The 19,663-nt window shown below is 65.5% G+C and carries 17 protein-coding genes; 8 read left to right on the top strand and 9 right to left on the bottom strand.

Annotated elements, in window-relative coordinates:
• Positions 1–103: 103 nt before the first annotated feature.
• Genes NFH97_RS06650 through NFH97_RS06640 form a run of 3 tightly spaced genes read right to left on the bottom strand, consistent with a single transcriptional unit; the run spans position 104 to position 2,748 of the window.
• The gene (locus NFH97_RS06650) at positions 104–1,162 is read right to left on the bottom strand and encodes a zinc-binding metallopeptidase family protein (RefSeq protein WP_108131117.1); all 1,059 of its coding nucleotides are present in this window, start codon (positions 1,160–1,162) and stop codon (positions 104–106) included.
• A 51-nt stretch (positions 1,163–1,213) separates the two neighbouring features.
• The gene (locus NFH97_RS06645; protein WP_349624580.1) at positions 1,214–2,254 is read right to left on the bottom strand and encodes an alpha/beta hydrolase; all 1,041 of its coding nucleotides are present in this window, start codon (positions 2,252–2,254) and stop codon (positions 1,214–1,216) included.
• Positions 2,251–2,748 (bottom strand): GNAT family N-acetyltransferase, encoded by a 498-nt coding sequence (locus NFH97_RS06640; protein WP_349624579.1) that lies wholly within the window; start codon positions 2,746–2,748, stop codon positions 2,251–2,253. Before NFH97_RS06640 ends, NFH97_RS06645 begins: the two co-directional genes overlap by 4 nt.
• 245 nt (positions 2,749–2,993) lie before the next feature.
• Between NFH97_RS06640 and NFH97_RS06635 the strand changes: the two genes are divergently transcribed.
• The 5 genes from NFH97_RS06635 (at position 2,994) to NFH97_RS06615 (ending at position 8,221) form a co-directional block, all read left to right on the top strand.
• Positions 2,994–3,914, top strand: a complete 921-nt coding sequence (locus NFH97_RS06635) for a glycosyltransferase family 2 protein (RefSeq protein ID WP_349624578.1) — start codon at positions 2,994–2,996, stop codon at positions 3,912–3,914.
• Complete coding sequence (locus NFH97_RS06630; RefSeq protein ID WP_222568354.1) at positions 3,911–4,243, top strand: lipid-A-disaccharide synthase N-terminal domain-containing protein; 333 nt, start codon at positions 3,911–3,913, stop codon at positions 4,241–4,243. Before NFH97_RS06635 ends, NFH97_RS06630 begins: the two co-directional genes overlap by 4 nt.
• A gap of 4 nt (positions 4,244–4,247) precedes the next feature.
• The gene (locus NFH97_RS06625; RefSeq protein WP_349624577.1) at positions 4,248–6,047 is read left to right on the top strand and encodes an ArnT family glycosyltransferase; all 1,800 of its coding nucleotides are present in this window, start codon (positions 4,248–4,250) and stop codon (positions 6,045–6,047) included.
• Between the two features lie 346 nt (positions 6,048–6,393).
• A complete protein-coding gene (gene thpD / locus NFH97_RS06620; protein ID WP_348815217.1) occupies positions 6,394–7,395 on the top strand; it encodes an ectoine hydroxylase in 1,002 nt (333 codons plus the stop codon).
• A 148-nt stretch (positions 7,396–7,543) separates the two neighbouring features.
• Entirely contained in the window at positions 7,544–8,221 is a 678-nt protein-coding gene (locus tag NFH97_RS06615; RefSeq protein ID WP_108131123.1) for a fumarylacetoacetate hydrolase family protein, read from the top strand.
• A 35-nt stretch (positions 8,222–8,256) separates the two neighbouring features.
• Here the strand turns inward: NFH97_RS06615 and NFH97_RS06610 are convergent, their stop codons facing one another.
• The 4 genes from NFH97_RS06610 to NFH97_RS06595 all read right to left on the bottom strand — a co-directional run bounded on the left by NFH97_RS06610 (position 8,257) and on the right by NFH97_RS06595 (position 12,910).
• Positions 8,257–9,363 carry an alcohol dehydrogenase family protein gene (locus NFH97_RS06610; protein WP_349624576.1) on the bottom strand — a complete coding sequence of 369 codons (1,107 nt, stop codon included), beginning with the start codon at positions 9,361–9,363 and terminating at the stop codon, positions 8,257–8,259.
• Between the two features lie 229 nt (positions 9,364–9,592).
• Positions 9,593–11,512 (bottom strand): biosynthetic arginine decarboxylase, encoded by a 1,920-nt coding sequence (gene speA, locus NFH97_RS06605; protein ID WP_349624575.1) that lies wholly within the window; start codon positions 11,510–11,512, stop codon positions 9,593–9,595.
• Entirely contained in the window at positions 11,509–12,474 is a 966-nt protein-coding gene (locus NFH97_RS06600) for a homoserine kinase (RefSeq protein WP_045992627.1), read from the bottom strand. The genes speA and NFH97_RS06600 overlap by 4 nt, the downstream gene beginning before the upstream one ends.
• A 166-nt stretch (positions 12,475–12,640) precedes the next feature.
• Complete coding sequence (locus tag NFH97_RS06595) at positions 12,641–12,910, bottom strand: DUF2782 domain-containing protein (protein ID WP_045992628.1); 270 nt, start codon at positions 12,908–12,910, stop codon at positions 12,641–12,643.
• Positions 12,911–13,207: 297 nt separating this feature from the next.
• Here NFH97_RS06595 and polA point away from each other — a divergent pair, with 297 nt between their 5' ends.
• Complete coding sequence (gene polA / locus NFH97_RS06590) at positions 13,208–16,009, top strand: DNA polymerase I (protein ID WP_348815219.1); 2,802 nt, start codon at positions 13,208–13,210, stop codon at positions 16,007–16,009.
• A 38-nt stretch (positions 16,010–16,047) separates the two neighbouring features.
• Here the strand turns inward: polA and NFH97_RS06585 are convergent, their stop codons facing one another.
• A complete protein-coding gene (locus tag NFH97_RS06585; RefSeq protein WP_287163403.1) occupies positions 16,048–16,794 on the bottom strand; it encodes an NAD(P)H-dependent oxidoreductase in 747 nt (248 codons plus the stop codon).
• Positions 16,795–16,883: 89 nt separating this feature from the next.
• Between NFH97_RS06585 and NFH97_RS06580 the strand changes: the two genes are divergently transcribed.
• The gene (locus NFH97_RS06580) at positions 16,884–17,765 is read left to right on the top strand and encodes a LysR family transcriptional regulator (protein WP_287163401.1); all 882 of its coding nucleotides are present in this window, start codon (positions 16,884–16,886) and stop codon (positions 17,763–17,765) included.
• A gap of 79 nt (positions 17,766–17,844) precedes the next feature.
• Positions 17,845–18,573 carry a haloacid dehalogenase type II gene (locus tag NFH97_RS06575; RefSeq protein ID WP_287163400.1) on the top strand — a complete coding sequence of 243 codons (729 nt, stop codon included), beginning with the start codon at positions 17,845–17,847 and terminating at the stop codon, positions 18,571–18,573.
• A gap of 8 nt (positions 18,574–18,581) precedes the next feature.
• Here the strand turns inward: NFH97_RS06575 and NFH97_RS06570 are convergent, their stop codons facing one another.
• Positions 18,582–19,649: a sodium:calcium antiporter gene (locus tag NFH97_RS06570; RefSeq protein WP_124804999.1), complete on the bottom strand. Its 1,068-nt coding sequence runs from the start codon at positions 19,647–19,649 to the stop codon at positions 18,582–18,584.
• Positions 19,650–19,663: the final 14 nt, after the last annotated feature.

Here is a 19,663-nt window from a genome sequence, read left to right as displayed (position 1 = left end):
TGAATCTAGCCAAACCGGATCTAGCCAAGCCGAATCTTGCCAAGCGTTGCGGCCCCTCTGGAAAGAGGGCCGCATGGTGGTGCTAGGTGGGACGACGGGCGGCTTACTGCTGTCGTCGCGCCGCCAGCACCATGTCGTGGATATAGCAAAGCTTGCAGGCGATGGTCGGGGTGATCACCTCCGGCACCAAGTCGAGCAGCCCCATCTCGCGATTCATCTCGTTGAAGCCGAGACTCAGGCGGCGAAAGGTGGTCAACATCGCTTCGAGGTCCTCGTCGAAGCCGGTGGGGGTGATGCCGAAGTGTCCGGCGGTATCGAGGATGGCGACCATGTCCAGGTAGAAGCCGAAGGTTTCGGCGAAGTCCTCCCAGGGGTGCATGGTGGCGTAGGCCGACACGAAGCGGCCGCGCCAGTCATTCGGTGGTCCCTGCTGATAGTGGCGATCGAGGGCTTCGCTGTAGCTGGGGTTGTTGTGGTCACCGAATACCTCGATGCAGGCTGGCTCGTCCCGGTTCTTGATCAACAACTCCCAGTAATAGTGTCCGATCTCGTGGCGGAAGTGGCCGATCAGGGTGCGGTGGGCCTCATTGAAGTCGTTGCGCAGGCGCTCGCGCTCGACGTCGTCGGCTTCCTTGACGTTGATGGTGATCAGTCCGCCGGCGTGACCGGTGAACACCGGCATGCCCTCGTCGCTGGAGTGCCAGTCGCCTTCCGCCGCCACTTCGTCGGCGAGGAAGGCGAAGGCCAGCGGCGGGTTGGCACGGCGGCCATCCACCTCGTGGGGCAGCCCCAGCAGGTCGAGGGTGTAGAAAAGCCGGCGCTTGGCACTCTCGAGCTTGGCCCAGCGTTCACGATGACCGGGCACCGACAGGTCGGGGATGGCCTGGTTGTGGCGACAGCAGTCACACAGCGTCATGCCACGGTCGGCCTCCTCGCTGGTGATCATGCGGTTGCAGACCCCTTCCACGGAATAGTTGTGGCACTTGACCAGTAGCGTAGCGCAGGTGTCGTCGACGCAACGGTAGCGACCATCGGGCTGGAGATCGACCGTCACCAGGGCATGGCAACCCGGGCACCAGCCAAGTTCGGAGTGGCATACCAGGCAGAGGGTATTGTCGAAGAACAGGCGGTTGTCACAGCGTTGGCAGGGGTAATGGCGCATTCGCATGCCCTCGGGCGTGGCCAGTCAGGTGTCGTCGCCAGTATAGCCAGGCTACCGGGCGGGCGGCGGGTCGGTCTCGTCTGGAGTGTGCTGAGGCGACTCGGTGGCGTGGGCCGTGGGCGCTGGCGCCGGCGACTGCGCCAGCGCCTGGGCGAGAAATTCCCGCTGGTCGTCGGCGAAGGCCGCCCGCCAGTCACCCTCGTAGATCTCGAAGTGGCCGGTGTCGTAGGTCTTGAGTGTGGCCCGTGATCCCAGTGCTTCGGCCAGTCGGTAGCCGGGGACAATCGGCGCGACGCTGTCACGCAGGCAAAGTTGCAGCAGCACCGGACAGTGAACCTGGCGGGCCCGGGTGACCGGACGGTAGAGCCCGAGCGCCAGCAGGGCGCGTGGCGCAATACGATTGTCGAAGTCGTCATCGACAAACGACAGGATCCCCGTCAGGGCGTCCGGGGCGGAGAGCGCGGCCAGGGTCCCCGGCTCGCCGGCCAGTGGCAGGTACCGAGGAGCCCGGCCGAGGCAACCCCTGGCAAGGTCGGCGAGTCCCACTCCGGTCATGCGCAGGAAGGTGCCAGGTCCTGCGTCCTTGAGCTTGAGCAGCGACGAGGCCCGACCGTCGAGCATCGGATTCATGGCGATGACCGCAGCGACATCGTCGCGACGAGCCGCCAGAGTGATGACATGGGCCGACGAGAACGACGTACCCCACAGCACCAGCGGGAGGGCCGGTGCCCGGCCCCGGGCGTACTCGATGGCGGCCGTGTAGTCCTGTTGCTGGCGCTTGATGCCGAGCAGCTGGCGAGGCTCGCCGTCGGAGCGGCCGAAGTGACGATAGTCGAAGACCAGCACGCTGTGGCCGGCGTGATGCAGGGCCTGGGCGTAGCCGACAAGGCCGCCTGCCACCGTGCCACCAAGACCGTGGGCCATGACCACCACCGCACCATCGTCGACACCTTCAAACCACCAGCCGCGACAGCGAGTATCACCGCTGTCGAAGGTTACCGCTTCGGCGCAGGACAGCTCGCGGGTGCCGGCACTGTCGAGGGGCAACGGTGTGGCGCTGTTGTCGGGACTGGCGTCATCACTTTCGCTCATCGGCTGGCCTCCTTCAGCTCGCCATCGATGACGGCCAAGGTCATGTAGACGCTGTTGGGATCCTCGACATAGCCGGCGAAGGGCGCACAGGGGGTAAAGCCGTGACGCGTGTAGAACTGGCGAGCCGGAGCGAAGCCCGGCTGTGAGCCGGTCTCCAGGCTCAGCCGGCGATAGCCACGCAGTCTGGCCTCCTCGATCACCTTGTCGAGCATCAAGGAGGCCAGACCCCGGCGAAGGTGGCTTGGTGCCGTCCGCATGGACTTGATCTCGCCATGGTCGTGGCTGACATCCTTCAGGGCGACGCAGCCGACCAGATCGTCATCCTCCCACAGCCCCCACAGGGTCACCTCCGGCGCCTTCAGTTCATCCAGGGTCAGGGCATGGCGGCTTTCCGGCGGCGAGGTGGGCGCCAGTTTCTTCAGCCCGCGGCGGTGGGCGCGGATCATCGCCGCCATGGCGGGGGCGGCGGGGTCCTCTTGCTGGAAACGCAACATGGCTACCTCGATGCAGTGGTGCCTTCAGGGTACCTCAGGTGGAACGGTTTTCGGACATCGAGTATGCGGTGGCACGTCGTCTCGCACAGGAGATCGATGAAGGTGTCTCGCCTGGAGGCTCCTGCGACGCTGTGAGCGTGGTGACGTCTCGGTGACGTCGTGACCAAGGGCGGCATTTATGAATTAAGGGTGGCTTAAGTATCGCCGGGCAAGGTGACGGTATTCCCCAGTCCGAGGCGAATCCCATGCACGCTGTAACCCTGTCGGTAGTTATCCCCGCCCATAACGAAGCCGCCAACCTGCCCACGCTGCTCGATGAAGTCGAACGGGCGCTGTCGCACCAGGCCTACGAGGTCATCGTGGTAGACGATGGCTCTGACGATGATACCTGGCCGCTGCTGGTGACGCGGGCGCACCGTCAGGACTCGCTGAGGCCACTTCGCCATTGCGATAGCGCGGGTCAGAGCACCGCCCTATGGCAGGCAGCGAGGCATGCCCGAGGCGAGTGGCTGGCGACCCTGGACGGCGATGGCCAGAATGACCCCGCCGATATTCCTGCGTTGCTGGAAGCCGCAAAGGCGGCGCGGGTGGACTTGGTGGGCGGCCATCGCGTCACGCGCCAGGACTCCGCGCTCAAGCGGCTGTCTTCTAGGGTGGCCAATGCGGTTCGAGCACGACTGCTCGGCGATGGCTCGCCGGATAGCGGCTGTGGTCTCAAGGTGATCCGCCGGCAGGCGTTTCTTTCGCTACCGTACTTCGATCATATGCATCGCTTTCTGCCCGCCCTGGTCACTGCCCAGGGCGGGCGTTGTCTGTCCCGCCCCGTCAATCACCGCCCCCGGGGGGCGGGGCGTTCCCACTATGGTCTCGGCAACCGCCTGTGGGTCGGCATCACCGACCTGATCGGAGTGCGCTGGCTGCAACGTCGCTCGCGACTGCCGGTGGACTGTCGTGGTATCGATGATGCGCTCGACCCGCCTCGGGTCGGGACGACGCTGTGGCATGGGGAGCTGGCCTTTGTGACGGACACCACCGTCAGCAAAACTGGTCGGCAGCAGCCGATGCCTGACGGTCTCGATGTTGTCCTGCCCCGTGTCGTCTTTGGCAGTACGGCCTCAAGCAGCAGCATTACCCTGAACCAGGCCGCCGCAGGGCCGTCGCAATGACGCTGTCCTGGTGGCTGGCGGTGGGCTTTCTCGGGCAGGCGCTGTTCTCGGCGCGCTTTGTCGTGCAGTGGATCGCCAGTGAGAGGGCGAAACGCAGCGTGGTGCCGGTGGCCTTCTGGTTTCTCAGCCTGGCCGGGGGTGTGACCCTGCTGGTCTATGCCATCCATCGCCGAGACCCGGTGTTCATGCTCGGGCAGGGGGCCGGGCTCTTTATCTATCTACGCAACCTGACGTTATTGCGTGGCAACAGGTTCTGCAGTTCGGGTCTCCGCCAGCAAGAAACGTCGCAGGCCTCCATCAAGTCGACGTCGTCGCGTGCCGGAGGATAGCGTCATGCCCCCCTTGAGAATGCCTCTTCGCCTGCCCTGGACGGTGTGGCTGGCCTTTGGCGCTTTCGCCGCCCTGCTGCTGGCGCTCGGTCTCGGCTGGCGGGACCCCTGGCCCGCCGATGAGCCCCGTTTTGCCTTGAATGCCATCGAGATGCTGGTGACCGGAGTTTTCTGGATCCCCCATCGCGGCGGTGAACTCTACGCTGACAAGCCGCCGATCTTCATGTGGGCAAGCGCCCTGGGCATCTGGCTGACCGGCTCGATGCGAATCGGCTTTCTGCTGCCGTCGCTGCTGGCCGGGCTCGGCACCCTGGCGCTGATCGTGGATCTGAGCCGGCGCCTGTATGGCCAGCGCATTGGTCTGCTGGCGGGCATTGCCACCCTGGCGACCCTGCAGTTCGTGCTGCAGGCCAAGACCGCCCAGATCGACATGCTGTTGACCTTCTTTACCACCCTGGGCGCCTACGGGCTGCTGCGCCATGCCCTGCTGGGGCCCTCTCGCTGGTGGTGGCGGGCGGGCTTTGCGGCCATGGGGGGCGGCATCCTGACCAAGGGGGTGGGCTTTCTGCCGCTGGCGCTGCTGCCCGCCTGGTGGTGGTTGGGGCGCGGCGGTGTCAGCGGTAACAGGGGGCCTGGCCGGCTGACGCCGCTCCGCCTTCGCGACCTTCGCGAGGGACTGGGGTGCCTGCTCGCGGTGGTGCTGGCCTGGGGGTTGCCGATGATCCTGATCACCAGCCTGAGCGACGACCCAAGCCTGGCGGCCTATCGTGACAATATTCTGTTCAAGCAGACGGGTGAGCGCTACGCCGACTCCTGGGCCCACCTGCGTCCCTGGTACTACTACATCGCCCAGGTGCTGCCCTGGGCCTGGATGCCGCTGGTGCTGACCTTTCCCTGGGCCTTTCCCAACTGGTGGCGACGCATTCGCCGCGGCGATGCGCGTTCGCTGCTGCCTGTAAGCGCCGTGGTGTTGATCGTGATCTTCTTCTCGCTGTCACCGGGTAAACGCGGCGTCTATATGCTGCCGACCCTGCCGCTGATGGTGCTGGCGCTGGCGCCACTGCTGCCGGCGCTTGCCAGGCGGATCGGCCCCAATCGCACGGGTTTTGGAGCCGTCATCCTGCTTGGCGGGCTGCTGGGATTGGCTGGCCTTCTAGGGCTCTGCGATGTCGCGCCGTTGGAGCGTCTGGCCCATCGCTACGGGATCACTCCCTGGTGGGAGTGGCTGGCGCTGGGGGGTCTGGCCCTGGGCCTGGCGCTTGTGTTGAGGCCGCGCCGGGGCCTGGTTGCCGTGACCCTATTTCTGTGGTGCCTGTGGGGCTGGTGGAGTACCCAAGGCTACGTCTGGATGGACCCGGAGCGCTCGCCCCGGGACATGATGGCCAGGGTGGCGGAGCTGGTGGGGCCGACCGGCAAGGTGGCGCTGTTGAACTTCGATGAGGAGATCCTGCTGCATGCGCGCACGCCAAGTGTTCACTTCGGCGACATGACGCCCATCGAGCAAGAGCTTCCTGCCGCCATGGCCTGGCTCGCCGAGGCGCCGTCGCGGCGCTGGATGCTGGTGGTGGACAAGGATCTGGAAGACATCGACTGCGGCGAGCTTGGCCAAGGGTTCGACCTCGGCCATCAGAATCGCCACGACTGGCTGCTGCTGCCGGGTAGCGCCTTCGCCGGCTGCCCTCAGGATCGCGATGCCGCACCGATCTACCTGGCGCCAACATCGCTGCCCGGCTCCGGCGCCTGGCGCTACTTCACCGAGACACAGCCTGTCACCGGCGAGGTAGCAGGAGTGACGCATCGATGAAAGTTAGACGCAAATTGTGCAAGGGTTGAATTCAAGAGGCGGCTTTTGTAGCTTGGGCTCGGGGAGATAGCCTTCTCCTTCAGGGCGGCGCTATACCTCAAATTCAGCCTTGAATTCAGCCTTAGATGCACTCTGGGTGCGGCCTCAAATGCACCCTGTGATGTGGCCTTGAATGCTGCCCTTGATGCAGTCGGTGATATGGCCTTTGACGGTCAGTGACGCCTGTGTGGCGCAGCATTTCTGGGCCGTCGCTGGTGTACAGGTAAGTCGCTGGTGTACAGGTAAGTAGCGCCGCGGGTACGTGTTCGAATCTGAAAGCTGATCAATACCAAGGGAGGGTGATCGGATGGAAGTGCAGACATCGTCCAATCCGCAAACCAAGCATCGCAGCAACCTGGACCCACAAGACCAGCAGCGTTTCGACTGGCAACGTTTCGCCGGGCTCGACAGCGGCCAGGCTCGCGCCACCCGCTACCCGACGCGATTGCCCGAACCGATGGACAGCCTGTGGGTCGACCGCCAGGGCCCGGTGGTCAAGGGCAGCGCCGACCAGGGGCCGCTGAGCCAGCAGCAGCTCGACGAGTTCGAGCAGAAGGGCTTTCTGTTTGAGCCCGACTTCCTCGGTGGCGAAGAGCTCGCACGCCTGCGCGAAGAGCTCAAGGCATTGCTCGACAACGACGCCTATCGGGGCAAGGACTACAGCATCGTCGAGCCGAGCGGCAAGGAGATCCGCTCGCTGTTTGCCGTGCACTATCTGTCCCGGGTGTTCGCCCACCTGGCCAATGATGAACGTCTGGTCGGCCGCGCTCGCCAGATTCTCGGCGGCGAGAGCTACGTCCACCAGTCGCGCATCAACTACAAGCCGGGCTTCGAGGGCAAGGGCTTCAACTGGCACTCGGACTTCGAGACCTGGCACGCCGAGGACGGCATGCCCGACATGCACGCGGTGAGTGCCTCCATCGTGCTGACCGACAACCACGAGTTCAACGGTCCGCTGATGCTGATTCCCGGCTCCCATCGGGTGTTCGTGCCGTGCATTGGCGAGACGCCGGACAACAACCACGAGAAGTCGCTGCAGAAGCAGGAGATCGGGGTGCCGAGTCAGGAAGCCCTGCGCCAGCTGATCGATCGCAACGGTATCGAGGCGCCCAAGGGCAGCGCTGGTGGGCTGTTGCTGTTCGACTGCAACACGTTGCACGGCTCCAACGCCAACATGTCGCCGGATCCGCGCAGCAACGCCTTCTTTGTCTACAACCGCGTCGACAACCGCTGCGTCGAGCCGTTTGCGGCCAACCGCCGTCGCCCGGATTTCCTGGCCCACGAGCCTGGCAGCGATTTCAATCCTTGAAGCGACGGTCGCCACCGCTCGCGATGAGCGCGATGGCTGGGATAGACTCGAAAGGCGCGCCCTGGGCGCGCCTTTTTTGCATGCCACGCGACCCCGTTCGCTGGGCCGTGTCGTTTCCTATCCTTCTTCATGCCTTCAGGAGCCTGCCATGTCTCTCGTCCCGAGCTTTGTCGACGGTGACGCCTTCTCCCAACCACTTGGCAAGGTGGTCTGTGTTGGACGCAACTACGCCGAGCACGCCAAGGAGCTCGACAACCCGGTACCCGACGCACCCTTGCTGTTCATCAAGCCGGCGACCAGTGTGGTGCCCCTGGAAGAGCCGATCGGCGGTCCCTTCGAGCGCTCCGACGTACACTTCGAGACCGAGCTTGCGCTGTTGATCGGCGAGACCCTGCGTGAGGCCACGCCCGAGCAGGCCGAGGCGGCAGTGGTCGGGGTCGGGCTTGCGCTGGACCTGACGTTGCGTGATGTCCAGTCGGCGCTGAAGAAGAAGGGCCATCCGTGGGAGATCGCCAAGGCCTTCGACGGCGCCTGCCCGCTGTCGCGTTTCGTGCCCATCGAGGCGCCGCTCGACTGGTCGGCCATCGAGTTCAGCCTCGACATGAACGGTGAACGTCGCCAGCACGGCGTGGCCCGAGACATGCTGTTCGCGATCCCGGCGCTGCTGTCCGAGATGAGCCAGCACTTCACCCTGGCCCCGGGTGACGTGGTACTGACCGGCACCCCGGCCGGTGTCGGCAAGCTGGAGAAGGGCGCGACCCTGGCTTTCGAACTGACACTGCCCAGCGGCCAGCGCCACGCCCTCGAGACCCGCGTGCTCGGTTGACGCCTGGCTAACCCGCAGTCCCGACGCCTTCGGCGTCAGTCCAGTGGCGGCGGCAGCAGCACGAAGTTGCCCACGTGCTGCTTCTCGAGAAAGGCCTGCTGGGCCTCGACGATCTGCGCAAGCGGGAAGGTCCTGGCCAGCAGAGGACGAATCTCGCCACGCTCGATGTAGCCGATCATGTCCGGAAAGATCGGCTCGTCCCAGGCGGTGGAGCCGATCAGGCGCACGTCCTTGAGGTACAGCTTGCGCATGTCGAGTTCCACCACCGGCCCTGCGATGGCGCCGGAGGAGACGTAGCGGCCGCCGCGGTCGAGCACCTCCAGCACCCCGCCAAAGCCCTTGCCCGCAACGTTATCCACCGCGACGTCGATGCTCGACTCGCCGAGGCTTGCCAGCAGGTCATCGTCGCGGTCGAGCAGGCGGTCGGCGCCAAGGGCGCGGATCGCCTCGTGCTTGGCGCTGCCCGCCACCGCCGTGACGTGGGCGCCCCGGCGCTTGGCCAGCTGCACCACCGCCGAGCCGACACCTCCCGAGGCACCGGTGACCAGCACCCGATCACCGGCGCTGACACCAGCGCGGTGCAGCATGTTCTCTGCGGTGCCGTAGGCGCAGGGGATGGTGGCAAGTTCCTCGTCGCTCCAGTCGCAGTCCACCGGGAACACTTCGCTGGCGGGCACCTTGACGAACTGGGCGAAGGCTCCGTCGAAGTCAGAGGCCATCCACACCGAGTCCCAGTGATCGAAGCTCCTGGTGCGCATGCAGGCGCGTACCAGTACCCGCTTGCCCAGCAGGTCCGCCGTGACCGAGGCGTTGGCTCCTTCCTCTCCCGGCGCGCCCAGGGCCACCACCTCGCCACAGCAGTCGGTGCCCTGAATCAATGGAAAGGGAGTGGCGCCATTCCAGCCGCCATCCTCGGCGTCGGCGGCGTTCTCGGCGCTGTCATCGAAGGCGTCCGCCGATGCCCGGGTGTCGCTCTTGACGCTGGCGGAGTACCAGCCGAGCCGGGTATTGATCTCGGTGTTGTTGACGCCGGCGGCTAGCACCCGCAGCAGCACCTCTCCGGGGCCCGGCGTCGGGGTCGGGACTTGTTGATAGCTGAGCTTGTCGTAGCCACCGTTGCCGGTGGTGACCACCGCCATCATGGTGGGGGGAATGCTGCGCTGTGAGTCTCGGGGCTGTGAGTCTTGGGGGTAGGGGGCCGGGGATGCGATGGCGCTGTCCTCCTGTGGTCAAGATGTGTCTGGCTTGATGCATATCTCGCCACGAGCGTGGACCCGGCGCAAGAGCTCAAGTCCCCAATAGCAGGTGCCCGGCGATACCTCTAGGCATCGCCGGGCGAAGGCTCACACGGAGTGGGGCGTGCGGGTCGGCTCACTCCAGGTAGGTGTAGCCGTCGAGCCCTTCTGACAGATCATCGAGGAAGTGACGCTGTTCGCGTGGGTCGAGGTTGCTGCGGGTGAGCTGGACCCGGAGCCGTTCGCGCAGCACGTCGGCGTTGAAGTTGACGTAGCCGAGCACGTCGGAGACCCGGTCGCCCCACTGCAGGTTGGTCAGGCGCCAGCCGCCGTCGCGATCCAGTGAGGCATCGACGGCGTCGGTGTCGCCGAACAGGTTGTGCAGGTCACCGAGGATCTCCTGGTAGGCGCCGACCATGAAGAAGCCGAGCAGGCGCTCGTCGTCTTCGCGCCACTCCGGCAGCGGCAGGGTGGTTTCGACGCCCTGGCCGTCGACGTAGCTGTCGATGCGCCCATCGCTGTCGCAGGTGATGTCCTGAATCACTCCACGGCGGCTTGGGCGACGGTCGAGCCCGGACAGCGGCAGCACCGGGAAGATCTGCTTGATGCCCCAGACGTCGGGCATCGACTGAAACAGCGAGAAGTTGACGAACAGCTTGTCGGCGAGTTTCTCGGCCAGCTCGTCGAGGATCTCGCGGTGGGCGCGGTTGCGTGGGTCGAGCTGTGACCTCAGGGCGGCGCAGGCGGCGAAGTAGACGCTCTCGCCCTCGGCACGGGCGGCCAGATCGGCGGCCCCCAGCACGAAGCGGTCGTGCAGGTCGCCCATGTCCTGGATCAGGTCGTGCCAGGCCTCCACCAGCCCACGCGGTTCAGGCTCGCGCTTGAGGAAGTCCAGGGTGCGCCACAGCGCCTCGACCTCGGGGTCGTCGCTCTTGCGTTCGGTCGGCGGCGCGGTGTCCACGCTTTCCTCGCCGATCACGTTGGTGATCAGCACCGCGTGGTGGGCGGTCAGGGCACGGCCGGATTCACTGATCAGATGCGGCTGCGGCAGACCTTCGGCGGCACACACCTGGTTGAAGGCGTAGACCACGTTGCGGGCGTACTCGAGCATCGAGTAGTTGATCGAGCAGAAGTTGCGCGAGTGGGTGCCCTCGTAGTCGACCCCAAGACCACCGCCCACGTCCACGGTGTCCACCGGCGCGCCCAGTTGGCGCAGGTACTGGTAGAAGCGCGCGCACTCGCGCAGGCCACGCTGGATATCACCGATGTTGGCAATCTGGGAGCCCAGGTGGAAGTGCACCAGCTGCAGGCTGTCGAGTCGCCCGGCTTCGGTCAGGCGCTCGACCACGGTCAGGATCTGGCCGGCGGTCAGGCCGAACTTGGACTTCTCGCCACCGGTGTCCTGCCACTTGCCACGGCCCACCGACGACAGCCGGGCACGCAGACCGATGCGCGGGGTCACGTCCAGGCGTTCGGCTTCCTCGAGGATCATCGGCAGCTCGGAGAGTTTTTCCACCACCAGGTAGACCCGGTGGCCGAGCTTCTCGCCCATCAGCGCCAGGCGAATGTACTCGCGATCCTTGTAGCCGTTGCACACGATCAGCGAGGGGCCATCGCCGGACAGCGCCAGCACCGCCAGCAGTTCCGGCTTGCTGCCGGCCTCCAGGCCAACCCGGTCGCGCCCGCGCTCGTTGGTGGCGAGGATCTCTTCCACCACTCGGCGCTGCTGGTTGACCTTGATCGGGTACACCGCGGTGTAGCCGCTCTCGAAGTTTTCCTCGCCCATGGCCTGGTCGAAGGCCGCGCACAGCTGCTCGACCCGGTCGTGCAGGATATCGGTGAAGCGGATCAGCACCGGCAGGCGCAGGCCGGCCTGGCGGACCTGGTCGACCAGGCCACGCAGCGGCAGGCTGGGGCCGGGTTCGACCTCGCCTAGGGGGCGGACCAGTGCCTGTCCGTCCTCGTCCACGTCAAAGTAGCCGCTGCCCCACTGGTCGATGTTCCAGGTGCGGCGGGCGCGTTGCACGGCGGAGTCGGCGTCGGGCTTGTGGCTCACGGGCGGGCCTCGATATCTGGCAAGGGCAGGGCTCCATGTTCCAGGCGCGCAAGCAGGATGCGCCGGAACTGTTCGGGATCGTGGGGGGTCAGGTCGTGGGCCGGCGGGTCAACGTAGACCACCAGCAGGCGAGACAGCCAGTAGCGCAGGGCGGTCAGGCGCAGCATCAGCGGCCACAGTTCGCGCTCGGTGGCGGTCAGCGGGCGTTCGGCCAGGTAGGCCTCGAGCAGAGCGTCGTGGCGCTCGGCTACCAGGCGACCGTCGGCGTCGGTGGCCCAGTCATTGATGACGATGGCCAGGTCGAACAGCAGGTCGCCGGTGCAGCCGTTGTAGAAGTCGATGATGCCACCCAGGCGCTCGCCGTCGAACAGGGTGTTGTCGCGAAACAGGTCGCCGTGCAGGGCTCCCTGGGGCAGCGGCTCCGCGCTTTCCAGCGCGGCCTGATAGGCGTCGACCTCGTCCTGCATCAGCGCCTGGTCCTCGGGCGAGAGGTAGACCAGCACCTTGTGGTGCATGGCCGACAGCCAGTGAATATCGCGGGGATTGGGACGGTGTCCACCGAAGTGGCGGGAGACACGATGCATCTCGCCGAGCGCCTGCCCCAGCGCTCGGCACTGGGTCACGTCGGGCGCGCTGGGGTGGGCGCCCGGCAGGCGCGGAAACAGCAGCGCCGGCCGACCCGCCAGCTCGTGCAGGGCGATACCGTCACGGTCGTGAATCGGCCCGGCCACCGGGATTCGGTGCTCGTCGAGGAAGTCGAGCAGCTCGACGAAGAACGGCAGCTCTTCGTGCTCTCCCTGCTCGAACAGCGTCAGTACCAGTTCGCGACGGTCGGTGGTGACAAAGAAGGTGCTGTTCTCGGTGCCCGCGGGCACGCCCTGCAGCTTCGTCAGTTCGCCGACGTCAAAACGGCTGAGAAAGCCTGCGACCTGTGCGTCGTCAAGCGGAGTGAATACGGCCATGAATCGTCTCGCCCGGGGTTGCCAAGGCGCCTATTGTAGCGACTTGGCACCGAGTTGCACGTGATCTACGGGAGTGGTCTCAGCGGGCTTTCGCGCCGCTTGCCAGACGGGCATCAACAGCTAGGGGACGCAGCGGCGGGCGCGCCGCCCAGGCAACGGCCTTGGGTCAGCGAACCCAGCCGGGGATCTCGACGTTGTCGCCGCCCTGGCGCTCGAAGTTGCCGTCGCCGTTGCGGTCGACCAGGAAGTAGGCGCTGCCATCCTTGGGCTCGACCTTGATGGCGTACAGCTTGCCGTTGACGCGGTACTCGCGCAGCGTCTGGTTGGCTTCCTGGCGGACGCTGATGTCGGGTTGCGCCTGGGCGAGCACCGGCGCGGCGGCGGCCAGCAGGGCCAGCGACAGCAGGAGGGCGCTCGCAATGCGGGTGATCGTCATGGTGGGTCTCCAGGATGGGAGAATGAGCGGTTGGCAAAGCAAAGGGAACACTGTTCGATCAGACCATGATACGTCGGCACAGGTTCCCCTCGCAAAGTAAAGGAACAAGGCCGATGCCCCAGGTCGACGCCTGATGGCCGGCACAGGGGGCGGGCGTGGGGCGGGCCAGGGGCTGACGCAAGGACAGGGCGATGGCCGTGACCGCGTCGAGGGTCGCAAAAGCGTCCGGCAAAAGACGAAAGGGATGCGTATCATGGGTGGCATCGTAGTCATTTATCCTTACAGGGACGCCGATCCATGGCCTCAAGCCCCATCGTTCTCGTCGACGGTTCCTCCTATCTGTACCGTGCCTTCCACGCTCTGCCGCCGCTGACCACCTCCGAGGGTCAGCCCACCGGCGCCATCAAGGGCGTGATCAACATGCTCAAGCGGCTGATCAAGGACTACCCGGACAGTCCCATGGCGGTGATCTTCGACGCCCCGGGCAAGACCTTCCGCGACGAGCTCTACGACCAGTACAAGGCCCAGCGGCCACCGATGCCCGACGACCTGCGCGCTCAGGTGAAGCCGCTGCACGAGTGCGTGCGTGCGCTCGGCCTGCCACTGCTGTGCATCGAGGGGGTCGAGGCCGACGACGTCATCGGCACCCTGGCGAAGATGGCCACCGACGCCGGTCGCGACGCGGTGATTTCCACCGGTGACAAGGACATGGCCCAGCTGGTCAATGGCCATATCACCCTGGTCAACACCATGAAGGGCGAGACCCTCGACGTGGACGGGGTCAACGACAAGTTCGGCCTGCCGCCGGAGCTGATCATCGACTACCTGGCGCTGATGGGTGACAAGGTCGACAACATCCCCGGAGTCCCCGGAGTGGGCGAAAAGACCGCCATCGGCCTGCTGCAGGGCATGGAAGGCGGGCTCGACGTCATCTACGGCGATCTCGACAAGGTCAAGACGCTGTCGTTTCGTGGCGCCAAGACGCTGCCGAAGAAGCTCGAGGAGCACCGCGACAAGGCCTACCTGTCCTACGAACTGGCGACCATCAAGACCGACTGCGAGCTGGAGCTCGGCCTCGATGATCTGGCCATCGCCGCGCCGGATCGCGAGGCGCTGAAGACGCTGTATCAACGCCTGGAGTTCAAGAACTGGCTGTCGGAGCTGCTGGCCGGCCAGGATGAAGGCGTCGATGATGTCGCCGGTGGTTCCGACACCCCCGAGGGGGACAACGGAGGCGAAGGCGCTAACAAGAACAAGGCCCAGACGGCACCTTCCAGCGAGCGTCAGGATACGGTGATCCTTGAACAGGCCGAGCTGGACGCCTGGCTTGAACGACTGGCCGCTGCCGAGGCCTTCTGCTTCGATCTGGAGACCACCAGCCTCAACTACATGGAGGCCGACATCGTCGGTGTCGGCCTGTGCCTGACGCCCGGCGAGGCGGCCTACATTCCGCTGGGCCACGACTATCTCGACGCCCCGGCCCAGCTCGATCGCAAGGCGGTGCTCGAGGCGCTGGCGCCGGTGCTGGCCGACGAGGCGATCGCCAAGATCGGCCAGAATCTCAAGTACGATATCTCGGTGCTGGCGCGCTACGACATCCCGGTCAAGGGGCCCCTGGTGGATACCATGCTCGAGTCCTACGTGCTCGACTCCACCGCCACCCGCCACGACATGGACTCGCTGGCGCTCAAGTACTTGGGCGAGGGCACCGTCAAGTTCGAGGACATCGCCGGCAAGGGCGCCAAGCAGCTGACCTTCAACCAGATCGCACTGGAACAGGCTGCGCCCTACGCCTGCGAGGACGTCGACATCACCCTGCGGCTGCACCAGACGCTGCGCCCACGAGTGGACGAGACTGGCCGCCTGGCCGAGGTCCTCGACGAGCTCGAACGCCCGCTGGTGCGGGTGCTGTCGCGCATGGAGCGCAACGGCGTGGCGCTGGACGCGGAGCTACTGCACACCCAGAGCCGGGAGCTGGGGGAGCGCATTCGCGAGCTCGAGGCCCGCGCCTATGAGCTTGCCGGGCGCGAGTTCAACCTCGGCTCGCCCAAGCAGCTCGGCCAGATCCTGTTCGAGGAGCAGGGCATCCCGGTGATCAAGAAGACCCCCAAGGGCGCGCCCTCCACCGCCGAGGCGGTGCTCGAGGAGCTGGCGCTGGACTACCCGCTGCCCAAGGTGATCATCGAGCATCGCGGCCTGTCCAAGCTGCGCTCGACCTACACCGACAAGCTGCCGAAGCTGGTCAACAAGGCCACCGGCCGGGTCCACACCAGCTACCACCAGGCAGTGACCGCCACCGGGCGGCTGTCGTCTTCCGACCCCAACCTGCAGAATATCCCGATTCGTACCGACGAGGGACGGCGCATCCGCCAGGCCTTCGTGGCACGCCCGGGCTATCGCATCGTGGCGGCGGACTACTCCCAGATCGAGCTGCGCATCATGGCCCACCTGTCCGGCGACAAGGGCCTGTTGTCAGCCTTCGCCGAGGACAAGGACATCCACGCCGCCACCGCCGCCGAGGTGTTCGGGGTGGCCCTGGACAAGGTCAACGGCGAGCAGCGGCGCAGCGCCAAGGCGATCAACTTCGGCCTGATCTACGGCATGAGTGCCTGGGGCCTGGGCCGCCAGCTGCATATCGAGCAGAGCCAGGCCAAGACCTATATCGACCGCTACTTCGATCGCTACCCGGGGGTGGCCCGCTATATGGAGCGCATCCGCGCCCAGGCCGCCGAAGACGGCTACGTCGAGACGGTGTTCGGACGCCGGCTCTACCTGCCGGAGATCCACTCCCAGAACCGTGCCCGGCGCCAGGGCGCCGAGCGTACCGCCATCAACGCACCGATGCAGGGCACCGCGGCGGACATCATCAAGCGCGCGATGATCGATATGGACGCCTGGCTCGCAGACCAGGCCGGCAGCGACGGCTTCGACGCCTGGATGGTGATGCAGGTCCATGACGAACTGGTGTTCGAGGTCAGAGATGACCAGGCCGAGACCTTCATGGAAGAGGTCAAGACGCGCATGCAGAACGCCGCCAGCCTCGACGTACCGCTGATCGTCGAGGCCGAGTGCGGTGACAACTGGGACGAAGCGCACTAAGGCGTTGCCGCGGATACTGGAGTGCCGAGTCGGAGCTTCTATCGCCATCGCAGAGGATGACGCAGGCCCAGCCGACCTTGCTCGTCCCAGTCATCCCACCCTGAGAAGGGGATCGTCGACTCCCCTTCCAGGCCCTTGAGCCTGGCCCGCCAGTCGGCCTTGGTGCTTTCGAGGTGCCGGCAGAATGCGGTCTCCTCCTGATAGGCGAGGCCGCCGCCCTGGATGCCGAAGGCGAGCTGTGGTGGCAGCACTTCGAGGCCCAGGTAATACAGGGAACAGTGGAAGGGGTACATCAGCCTAACAATGTCTCCCGCTCTGCCAGCGGGCTCGAAGGCTTCCGCCGGCGATCCTGTCGTCACCGCGCAGATGGCGCGTTTGCCCTTGAGTCGCCCGTGATCATAGCGGCGACTTCCGGAGTACATCCCTCCGTACACCATCACGCGATCGAACCAGCCCTTGAGCATGGCCGGTGGTCCATGCCACCACAGTGGAAACTGAAAAATCACCAGCTCTGCCTGTTCCAGCCGTTGGATTTCTCTTGCCACATCCTCGGGAAGCTGTCCTCCTTCGAAGGCATGGCGTTGTTCCGTCAGTGCCCTAAACACCTGCGAATCCTGGCGATTGCGATAGTGGCGAGGGTGTTCAATGGCATCGAAGCCTTCAGCGTACAGGTCGCTGATGACCACCCTATGGCCCTGGGAGGTCAGAGTGTCGGCGGTGATGGCGGTCAAGGCGCCGTTCAAGGAGTGGGGTTCAGGGTGACAGTGAACGATCAGGACATTCATGGTCGACTCCGTTGCGGTGGGTGTGGTTCAGGCTATGCCTTACACTTGTGCAACAAAATTCCCTATTCTTGTCGGTAGGCTTTGCAAAAATGAACAGTTGGGACGACTTGAGGACGGTGCTCGAGATTTCGCGCTCGGGCTCTCTCTCAGGGGCGGCACGCCAGCTTGGCGTCAGCCACGCCACCGTGTTTCGGCGCTTGCGAAACATCGAGCGGCGCCTGGGCGTGCTGTTGTTCGAGCGCTCACCCGGTGGTTACCAGCCCACCTTGGCGGGGGAAGAGATGGCGCAGGCGGCAGCGCGCGTGCACCAGGAGGTAGAAGGGGTGACGCGCCGCATCCAGGGGAGGGATCAACGGCTGGAGGGCGTCATTCGCGTCACCCTGACAGACTCCTTGCTGCAGGGGCTGCTGATGCCGGTATTCGAGGCGTTCCAGCAACGCCATCCCGCCATCGTGCTTGATGTCTCGGTCTCCAATGCCCTCTATGATCTGGCTGCTCGCGACGCCGAGGTGGCGATTCGGCCCTCCAACCAGCCGCCCGAGACGTTGGTGGGTCGGCGAGTCGGTTCGATCCGCCAGGCGATCTACGTGGCTCGCGATGGCGACATCTCCGAGCCGGGCGATATTACCGCCTGGATCGATCAGGGACAGCGCCCCGACGATGCGGCGCTGGCGGCTTGGATGGAAGACAAGGTCGAGCAAGCGATGGTCCGCTTCCGTTGCGATAGCCTGCTGGGGCGGCAGCAGGCCGCCAGGCGTGGCTTGGGGGCGGTGGTGCTTCCTCGTTATCTGGGCGATGCTGATGTCGGCTTGAAACAGGTAGGAGATGAGTTGGAGGCATTGGCGGTCGACCTGTGGCTGTTGGCCCACCAGGACATGCGTCAGGTCGTGCGTATACGCCTGTTTCTCGACTTTCTTGCCGAGTCGCTCAGGGCGAGGTTGGCGCCCGGGGCGGCAGACCCAAAGCGCTAGGCCAAGCCTTGGTACCCGCCGTAGGGTACCGCTACGACTTTGGACAAGACCCACCGGCCGCGAAACAAGGAGAGCGATCATGACGACAGCACCGGTACGCCCGCAGATACTCGCCTTCGATATCTTCGGCACTGTGGTCGACTGGCACGGGAGCATCGTCCGGGAGGTCGAGGCGCTGGGTTTGCTCACGTCGCCAGGCGCCTCGGCACCGATGACGCCCGCGGACTTCGCCAGAGCCTGGCGCGCGGGCTATCGGCCGGCCATGGACAGGGTGATGTCCGGCGAGCTTGGCTGGACGCGTATCGACGACTTGCATCGGATGATTCTCGATGAGCTGCTCGATCGCCACGGGCTGGCACTGGACGAGGCGGGCAGGGCCCATCTCAACCGCGCCTGGCATCGTCTGGCGCCCTGGCCCGACAGCGTCGAGGGGCTGTCACGGCTCAAGCGCGGCTTTACCCTGTGCACCCTGTCCAATGGCAACCTGGGGCTGCTCGCCAATATGGCCAAGCACGCCGGCCTGCCCTGGGACCTGATCCTGTCCGCCGAGGTCTTCCGCGCCTACAAGCCCCATCCCGACACCTACCTGGGAGTGGCCGAGGTCTTCGAGGTGGCCCCCGAGGAGGTGATGCTGGTGGCCGCCCACCAGGATGACCTCGACGCCGCCCGCCGCTGCGGCCTCAAGACCGCCTACATCGAGCGTCCCCATGAGTTCGGCGAAGACGCCCCCAAGGCGGTGGAAGGTTCGCCCGACAACGATTTCCACTGCACCTCGTTGATCGATCTGGCCGATCGTCTGGGCGCCTAGTGTCATCGCTATCCAGTCGTGGCGTGGGCGCTGACAGCGCCCGATGGCGGCAGGTGCGGCACCAGGTCGATGGTGCCGAAGGACTCGAGCGAGACCCACACCACGAAGGCCGCGTAGACCACCAGCAGACAGATCGACTCGCGCCGCGACAGGATCATGTGGGTGCGCATCATCAGAAACAGCAGCACCGTGGCGAAGGTCAGCGCGGCCATCATCGGCGCCGCCAGCGAGAAGTCGATCACCGCGGTACCGGCGATCAGCACGCCTGCCGGGATGCACACCAGCAGGTCGAAGGTGTTGCTGCCTAGCACATTGGCGATGCTGGTGACGCCGCGTCCCTGGCGTGCCGCGCGGATGGAGACGAAGGCATCGGGAATCGAGGTGCCGGCCGCGACCACGGTGATGCCCCACAGGAAACTCGGGGTGCCGAAGATCTCGCCGAAGTTGATCGCCGCGCGCACCAGCCCCTCGACGCCGACCACGATGACCACCAGCGACAGCGCCAGTCGTCCCCACTCTCGTCCCGGGCGGATGTCGCTGACGTCCTCGTCGGATTCATGATCCAGAGTGTCCTGGTACTGCACAAATAGGTAGAGCCCGTACAGGGCTACCGGCATCAAGGCCAGCCAGCGGGTCATCTCGCCCTGGATGCTGCCGCCCTGGGGCGAGGTCTCCACCGGATGGTAGATGGCGGCGAAGGCGAAGGTCAGGGTCAGCACCGCCACCGCGATCATGTAGAACTGGGCTTCCTTGTAGACCAGGTCGCGATTGGCCTGAAGCGGTGACTTCGAGGCCAGCCCGCTGAGCCCGGGAATCACCAGGATATTGAACAGCGCCGAGCCGACGATGGCCGCCACACCGAGCTCGAACTCGCCGTGGACCAGGGTCGAGATGACGGTGGTGGACAGCTCCGGGAAGCTCGAGCCCACCGCCACCACGATGGCGCCCTGAACGATTTCCGGCAGCCGGTAGTAGGCCGACAGGCGCTGGCTCGAGCGTTCGAGCAGACCGCTGCCCTTCCAGATGATGGCGGTGGCGATGATGGCGACCAGCGTCCAGAGCAAGATGGCGGACATTCCCTATCCTTGAG

This window comes from Halomonas sp. SCS19 (assembly GCF_040147015.1).
Classification (GTDB): Bacteria; Pseudomonadota; Gammaproteobacteria; order Pseudomonadales; family Halomonadaceae; genus Halomonas; species Halomonas litopenaei.
The sequence above is the reverse complement of the archived record's forward strand: the minus strand, read 5'-3'. Positions and strand labels throughout refer to the sequence as shown.